Annotated in this window: 7 protein-coding genes; 3 read left to right on the forward strand and 4 right to left on the reverse strand. The window is 25.8% G+C overall.

What is annotated here, in order from left to right:
• Positions 1-272 precede the first annotated feature (272 nt).
• Positions 273-1,139 carry a ferredoxin-like domain-containing protein gene (locus tag RGC78_RS15565; RefSeq protein WP_252213837.1) on the reverse strand — a complete coding sequence of 289 codons (867 nt, stop codon included), beginning with the start codon at positions 1,137-1,139 and terminating at the stop codon, positions 273-275.
• Positions 1,140-1,380: 241 nt separating this feature from the next.
• Here RGC78_RS15565 and RGC78_RS15570 point away from each other — a divergent pair, with 241 nt between their 5' ends.
• Complete coding sequence (locus RGC78_RS15570; RefSeq protein ID WP_252213839.1) at positions 1,381-2,022, forward strand: undecaprenyl diphosphate synthase family protein; 642 nt, start codon at positions 1,381-1,383, stop codon at positions 2,020-2,022.
• A gap of 147 nt (positions 2,023-2,169) precedes the next feature.
• Entirely contained in the window at positions 2,170-2,445 is a 276-nt protein-coding gene (locus RGC78_RS15575; protein ID WP_252213841.1) for a DUF1294 domain-containing protein, read from the forward strand.
• Positions 2,446-2,659: 214 nt separating this feature from the next.
• On the opposite strand, the gene RGC78_RS15580 is transcribed toward RGC78_RS15575, so the two are convergent.
• Positions 2,660-4,012 carry a sodium-dependent transporter gene (locus RGC78_RS15580; protein ID WP_252225453.1) on the reverse strand — a complete coding sequence of 451 codons (1,353 nt, stop codon included), beginning with the start codon at positions 4,010-4,012 and terminating at the stop codon, positions 2,660-2,662.
• A gap of 357 nt (positions 4,013-4,369) precedes the next feature.
• Complete coding sequence (metA, locus tag RGC78_RS15585; RefSeq protein WP_252225454.1) at positions 4,370-5,290, reverse strand: homoserine O-acetyltransferase MetA; 921 nt, start codon at positions 5,288-5,290, stop codon at positions 4,370-4,372.
• Positions 5,291-5,652: 362 nt separating this feature from the next.
• Here metA and RGC78_RS15590 point away from each other — a divergent pair, with 362 nt between their 5' ends.
• A complete protein-coding gene (locus tag RGC78_RS15590; protein WP_309556924.1) occupies positions 5,653-6,711 on the forward strand; it encodes a lactonase family protein in 1,059 nt (352 codons plus the stop codon).
• A 303-nt stretch (positions 6,712-7,014) separates the two neighbouring features.
• Here RGC78_RS15590 and yidA read toward each other — a convergent pair whose 3' ends face one another.
• Entirely contained in the window at positions 7,015-7,818 is an 804-nt protein-coding gene (yidA, locus tag RGC78_RS15595) for a sugar-phosphatase (protein ID WP_309556925.1), read from the reverse strand.
• Positions 7,819-8,099: the final 281 nt, after the last annotated feature.

An 8,099-nucleotide genomic window follows, 5' to 3' on the forward strand; every position in this document is an offset into this window, starting at 1 on the left:
GTACTCATAATACCTTTAAAACACATTATTTTAAAAGTTATCCACAAATTTTTTAATAATATAAATTCCTAAAGAATAAAATATTATTACGATAAATACCATTTAGCCTTTTTTATATGTATCTTTTCAATTATTATAATTAATTACTTCTAAAGTAACATCATAATTTTCCATATATTAAAAAGTTCAAGTTGTCTAATTAATTACCACTTGAACTTTTAATTCCTTTATAAATATTATTTCAGCTCCATTTTAAGTGAATATTGATATTTTTAAATAGATGATCTATTTAAAACATTATTTATAAATTCTTCTTTTCCTATTCTATCCATAACTTTAGAAATTCTTTCACCAGGTTGTCCTACTTCTCTATAGTAGTCAACAATTTTATCAACCATTGGAATTATTTCTTCTTCTTTAAATATCTTTCCTAAAGAGTCTCCAATTCTCATTCCTCTACCGAATCGTCCACCAACAAAGATTTCTCCACCTTTTTCTTTTGCAACAGCTGCGCCTAATTTGCATTCTCTTACGCATCCACCACAATTAACACATAAATCTTTATTATGTATTATCTTTTTATCAACTACTTCTAAAGCTTTTTGTCTACAAGCCTTAACACATAGTCCACATCCAATACACTTTTCTAAAACAAACTCAGGTACTGTTCTTCCCATAATACCAATATCATTTATATTAGCCTTTGCACAATTGTTAGCACAACCAACTACTGCTAATTTACATTTATGAGGGGTATCTGTTCCAAAATACTTATCTTCTAATTGTCTACATATTTCTTGTGTATTAATATTTCCATGAAGACATACAGTACCTTTACAAGATACTAATGGTCTAAATTTTTGCCCTGTACCACCATGTCTTAAACCTAACTTCTTTGCTTCTTCAATAACTTTTTCTACATCTTCATCTTTTATCCAAGGCACTTCAATTTGAAGTCTTGTTGTCATTCCGCAATAATCTCTACCATACTTTTTAGAAATAACATTTATATTGTTTAATTCCTCTACTGTAAAATTACCTGCTCTACCTAAAAATCTTACTGCAAAATGTTCTTTGTCATTTTGTAATAAAAAACCTAAAGCTTTTAATTCCTTTTGTCTTTTTGCATTAACTGCCATATATATGTCCTCCCTAGAAATAAATATATTTATTTACGTTAATTTTATATAAATAAAATTTTTAATAAACTCTTCTATACTATCTTAATAAATAAATTAATTATACTCTAATACTTTTTAATATATATTTATCATAACTAAATACCTATATGTGTATTTTTAACTATATTGGATATACTTATATTTATAGATTAATATTTTTAAATCACATTAAAATTTTATTACATTAGGAGATAAAAAAATGAGAATTCCAAAACATATAGGCGTCATTCCAGATGGAAATAGACGTTGGGCTTTAGCTAACGGATTAACAAAAGATAAGGGGTATTCCTTCGGTATAAATCCTGGCCTTGAAGTTTTTAAATTGTGTCAAAAAGAAGGTATATCTGAAGTAACTTTTTATGGATTTACAGTAGATAATACAAAAAGACCTAGTGAGCAAAAAATAGCCTTCACTGACGCTTGCATTGAATCTGTTAAATTACTCACAAAAGAGAATTGTGAAATATTAGTTTTAGGAAATACAGATTCAAAATTATTTCCTAAAGAACTATTACCATTTTCAAAAAGAACTACTTTTGGAACTGGTGGAATTAAAGTTAATTTTTTGATGAACTATGGTTGGGAATGGGATTTAAATATCTTAAAAGAAAATGATTCATCTCATAAGGGGATTATACCTTATATACACTCTAAAGATATTTCCAGAATAGACCTGATTATAAGATGGGGTGGAAGAAGAAGACTTAGTGGTTTTTTGCCGGCTCAATGTGTTTATTCAGATTTTTATGTAATAGACTCATATTGGCCTGCATTTAAAGAGCATGAATTTTATGATGCATTAAATTGGTATAACCATCAAGATGTAACTCTTGGAGGCTAAATCAATTATTAAAACTTATAATATTCATATAAAAACTGATATTTATATAAAAAGCTATTTTATTTAATTGTGAAATAGCTTTTTTTTGAGTTCATACTTATGCTAAGATAAATAATATACTATATTATTTACACTGAGGTGAAAATTATGATTAAAATCTTTATTATATATTTACTATTTATAAATTTCATTGGTTTTTCTATTATGTTTATTGATAAAAATCGTGCAATACACAAAGAATGGCGAATTCCTGAAAAAACTCTAATTGTAATCTCCTTAATTGGTGGTTCTATTGGTATGCTTCATGGAATGTTTACTTTCAGACATAAAACTAAACATTTAAAATTTACACTAGGGGTCCCTACTATTCTAATATTTCAAATTGTATTTATTATATATTTATGTAATTACATTAAAATTTAATTAATTTCTTCTATAAATAAGAATAATTAAGTAGAACCAAATGAATGCTCCACGCTTTTTAGTTCAGAGTGAAGATATGAAAATTGAGAGTTAAAGAATAAAAAAATAAGGCTTTGCAATTATATCAAAGCCTTATTTTTGTTAATATTAAATATTTAACCAGTCGAGCTTAGTTGTGCATATTATAAAACACTACTAAAGCATTGACTTTAATTTAAATAAATGATTTTAAAAATACTACTATAATAAGTATTGGTGCTATGTATTTAATAATAAAAATTAAAGCTTTTACTATTGCTTCATTCTTTAATATTCCATTATTACTTAATTGATCTATTAAATACTTTTTATTTATAAAGTATCCAGCTAATAAAATTATCAACAATCCATTTATAGGTAAAAATATCTTAGATACAAGCACATCACATAAATCAAAAAATGATAATCCCAATATTAGTTTATCACCTAAAACACCTTCTGCATTACCTGATAGTGCTGCTAAGGATCCAATTCCTAATAATATTATTATATTTAATATTATTGCTCTCTTTCTTTCTATTTTTAATTCTTCTGTAAAAAATGCAATTAAAACTTCTAATAATGATAACATCGCCATTGTAGCTGCCATTGCAGTAAGAGCAAAGAACATAATTACCAAAATCCAACCGCCTGGCATTTTAGCAAATATTAATGGAACTGTATTAAATAATAATCCTGGACCACTACTTGGTTCTAATCCAAATGAAAAAACTGCTGGAAATATAGCAAGGCCTGCTATTAATGATACTAAAGTATCTGATATTGCTACCTTTCCTGCTGTACCAATCAAGTTATTATCATCAGTATAATAACTACTATATGTAATCATTGCTCCACTTCCAACTGATAGCTTAAAAAATGCTAATCCTAATGCTGAAAGTACAACTCCAATATGTACTTTTGAAAAATCAGGTTTAATTAAAAAATTCACACCTTCTATAGCATTTGATAATGTTAAACTTCTAAAAGCACATACTAAAAGAAGTAAAATTAAAACAGGCATTAAGGTTTTTGTTAACTTTTCAATGCCACCCTTAACCCCTAAAACTAATATTATTCCACCAACTGATAATGCAATTAACTGCCAAATAATTGGAGCTATAGGACCTACACTTGTATTATAAAATATATTACTTGCAGATTCTAATGTTACTCCCTTTAATGCCCCTGTTACCGCTTTAAATACATATGAATAAACCCATCCAACAACTACTGTATAGAAAAACAACATAAAATATGTTGCTAGTATTGCAAAAATACCTATAACTTTAAAGCCCTTTTTATCTGTAATCTTTGAAATTGCTCCATATACGTTTCTTCTAGTACCTCTACCTATTACAAATTCACTAATAAGTACAGGTAATCCTACTAAAGCAACACATATTAAATATATAATAATAAATGCTGCTCCACCATTTTCTCCTGTAATATAAGGAAACATCCATATATTACCTAAACCTACAGCGGAACTTAATGTTGCTAAAAAAACTGTTAAACTTGATGAAAACTTCTCTCTCTTCTGTTCCACACTAATCCTCCGTTTACTTTTTATAAATTAGACATTATAAATTAGACATTTGAAAATACTTATCAATGTGTCCTTTTAAAATCATTTATATTCTAACATTAAAAATTATCATTTGTAACATTTTTAGATAAAATACATTATTTTTTTTAATTTTATAAAGAATTGCCGAAAAAAACAAGCTTTTTTATTAATTTAATTAATTTTTTTAAACATCCTTAAATAATACTATTATTATAGTAACGATTTATTCGTTGAAAGTTGATAAGTGATAGTTAAAAATTATGTTTAAAAGTATAATATAGAATTTTTTATTTTTGGGTACATTGAAATAAGCTGTGTTTAAAAACACAGCTCTTATTACTTAGAGATATCATTGATGTTATACGGAGTATTTTGATATACACAATAATTTAACCAATTACCAAATATTATATTAGAACTACCTCTCCATGTAAATTTAGGAGTACTATTTATATCGTTATCTACAAAATAATTTTGTGGTATATCTGTATTATCTCCCTTTTCCCTATCTCTCATATATTCTTCTTTTAATGTATTTCTATCATACTCAGGATGACCCATAAAGAATATTTTTCTTCTATCTTTAGTAGCTACAATAAAGATACCCGCCTCTTTGGATTCCGATAAAATTTCCAATTCTGAAATTTTACTTATATCTTCTTTTTTTACTTCTGTATGTCTAGAATGTGGTGCATAAAATATATCATCAAGTCCTCTTGTTAAATCGGCATTTTCATCATTTACCCAATGAGAAAATACTCCAAAAATTTTCTTTTCTAATTTATATTTTGGTATATTATAGTGATAATATAATCCTGCTTGAGCTCCCCAACATATGTGCAATGTTGAAAAAACATTGGATTTACTCCATTCCATTATTTGAGTTAATTCATTCCAATAAGTAATATCCTCAAATGGCATTTGCTCAACAGGTGCCCCAGTTATTATTAAGCCATCAAACTTTTCATCTCTTATATCATCAAAATAAGTATAAAACTTTTCCAAATGTTCTATTGGAGTATTTTGTGAAACATAACTTTTAGTTTGAATAAGCTTAACCTCAACTTGTAATGGTGTATTAGATAAGTGCCTCAATAATTGATTTTCTGCTAAAATTTTTTTTGGCATTAAATTAAGAATTGCAATTTTTAATGGTCTTATATCTTGAGTCTTAGCTCTATTATCATTCATGACAAAAATATTCTCGTTAGATAATACTTTAAATGCTGGTAATTCTGTTGGAATTTTTATAGGCACTAATAAAGCCCCCCTTCTTATTTGTGCTTTTATAAATTCTTTTAAAATTTTTGTTATTTACAAATTATTATACCAAAAAATTAATATTTATCAATAATTATAAAAATTTAATATTTAATTCTTAATATTAAAATAAATTACAATCTTAATAATTTATATTTATTTAAAAGTATTAAATTTATAATAATATTTTATTCAGTTTATTTTCATACACATACTTTTATTAATACTTAGATATTTATTTGTAATTATTTTACTAATATATTAATATTCCCAATATTTTTCATCTATTTTTTGGATATTTAATATATTTTATTTATGATATACTTATAATTATATAAACTAAAAGGGGGCACTACTTTATGATAGTAAATAAAGATATAATAATTGGCTTTATAGGAACTCATACAAATAATGATAGTAAAGGAATTTATAAGTTTAGTTTTAATTCATCATCTGGAAAAATAGATAGAATTAATTTAGCTTATGAAATTGATGATCCTAACTATTTAGCAATTGATAAAGAAAGAAATATTTTATATTCTACTTGTAGCATAGAAAAACAATCTGGGGTTTCTTCATTCAAATTTTTTGGAGAAAAAGACTATGTGGATTTAATTAATTATAATGTTGAAGATGGTAAAGAACCTTGTCATGTAAGCATAAGAAAAAATAAGCAACTTTTAATTTCTTCAAATTATAATGAAAATGAGATTAAGGTTTTTAATACTTTAGATGGAATAATTTTAACATCTCACGTAACTGTTAATAATGAAGATTGTGAAAAAGATTTAAACGATGAAAATTCTCATATAAATTGTTCTATCTTCTCACATGATGAAAAATATATTTTATCAGTTGATTCTGGAAAAGATGTTTTAATGTTATATACTTTTAATAATGATAAGTTGGTTGCGAAAAAACATTTAAGTTACTCTTTTCCAAAAAATTCAGCACCTAAACATATAACTTATTCAAAATCAAAACCATTTTATTATGTTTTAGCAGAAAAAAGCTGTGAAATTTTCACTTTAAAATACAACTCAAAAAAAGAAAATCCATTTGAAAAAGTTGAAGTAACTAGCATTTTTCCAAAAGATTATAAAGGAGAAAAATTAGCATCAGCTATACACATACACAAAAACAATAAATTTTTATATACTTCAGATATAAGAAATAACACTATAACTTTATTTTATATAAATGATGATAATGGAAAATTAGAATATGTTGATGTATTTGATTGTAAAGGCGAATGTCCTCGTGACTTCCAAATAGATCCTACTGGAAAGTATTTAATCTGTGGAAATGAACTATCTAACACATTATCTATTTTCTCAATTCAACAATCAAATGGAGCATTAAAATTTATAGGAACTGAATATGTTCCATCACCAACATGTGTAAAATTTATTGAATAACAAAAAAATCCAACTAATTTTTAGTTGGATTTTTTATTCTTTAGGAAATTATATTATTAAATATGTGTTGATATATGAAATAGGTAAAGTGGCATTGTAATTGGACTTTGGGAATAGTTAATGAGTATTGTCACATTTATTGCTTGTCTCAATTTCATATTGAGAGCAAGCTAAAATGGGACTATAGTCATTTTTAGTATTCCTAAGTTCAATTACTTAGCCCACTTTACTTATGCATATATCAACACGCATATAAAGCAAATTCCTTAGTCCATGAAGCTTTATACTATAATATCAGCATGACTATAAAACAAATTTTTCTATTGCGTAAGCTACTCCATCTTCATCATTACTTTTAGTTATAAATTGTGCATTTTCTTTAACTTCATCAAATCCATTTTCCATAGCAACTCCAAGACCTGCATATTTAACCATTGATAAGTCATTTCCTGCATCTCCCATTGCTATTACCTCTTCTTGTTTTATTCCTAAAGTTTCTGCAAGTCTTTTTAAACCTTCACCTTTATCAACTTCATTGTTCATAAATTCTAAGAAGAAAGGTGTGCTTCTTAACACATTATATTTTTCATAAACCTCTTTAGGTAATTTTTTAATTGCTTCTTCTAATACTTCTTCTGGATCTATAATCATTATTTTTATTATATTTTCAGTGTCATCTATGTTATCAAAATCTACAATACTTATACCAATTCCGTTTATTTCTGCTTCAACTTCTGTATATTTGCTAATTTTAGGTGTTATCAATCCTAATTTTTCAGAAAATGCATGTATATTCACATTTAATTCTTTAGCTATGTTATTAATATATTTTAAATCTTTCCCTTTTAAAACAGTTCTTGATATTATTTCACCAGTTTTTGCATTTTGAGCTACTCCGCCATTAAAACTAAGAACATAATCATCCTCTTTTAATAATTCAAGTTCTTCTAAATATTGTCTTAATCCTTCACTAGGTCTTCCTGAAGCTAAAACTACTTTAACACCTTTTTTTTCAGCTGCTTTTATAGCTTGTTTATTTCTTTCAGAAACCTTTTTATCACTTGTAAGTAATGTTCCATCCATGTCTAATGCTATTAATTTGTACATATTCTTCCTCCAATTTGTTTAAAAATAATACTCTTTTTAATATAAATTATTACCATGTTTTATTTTATCATACTTGATTTATCATTAATAACATAAATGTTTTTAATTTTATTTTAAATAAAGGCTCTGTTTTAAATGTGTGTTGATATATGCAATAGGTAAAGTGGCATTGTAATTGGACTTTGAGAATTCTCAATAAGTATTGTCACATTTACTGCTTGTCTCAATTTTATATTGGGAGCAAGCTAAAATGGGACTATACTCATTTTAGCATTCCTAAG

This window comes from Clostridium aquiflavi (assembly GCF_031344075.1).
GTDB classification, from domain to species: domain Bacteria; phylum Bacillota; class Clostridia; order Clostridiales; family Clostridiaceae; genus Clostridium; species Clostridium aquiflavi.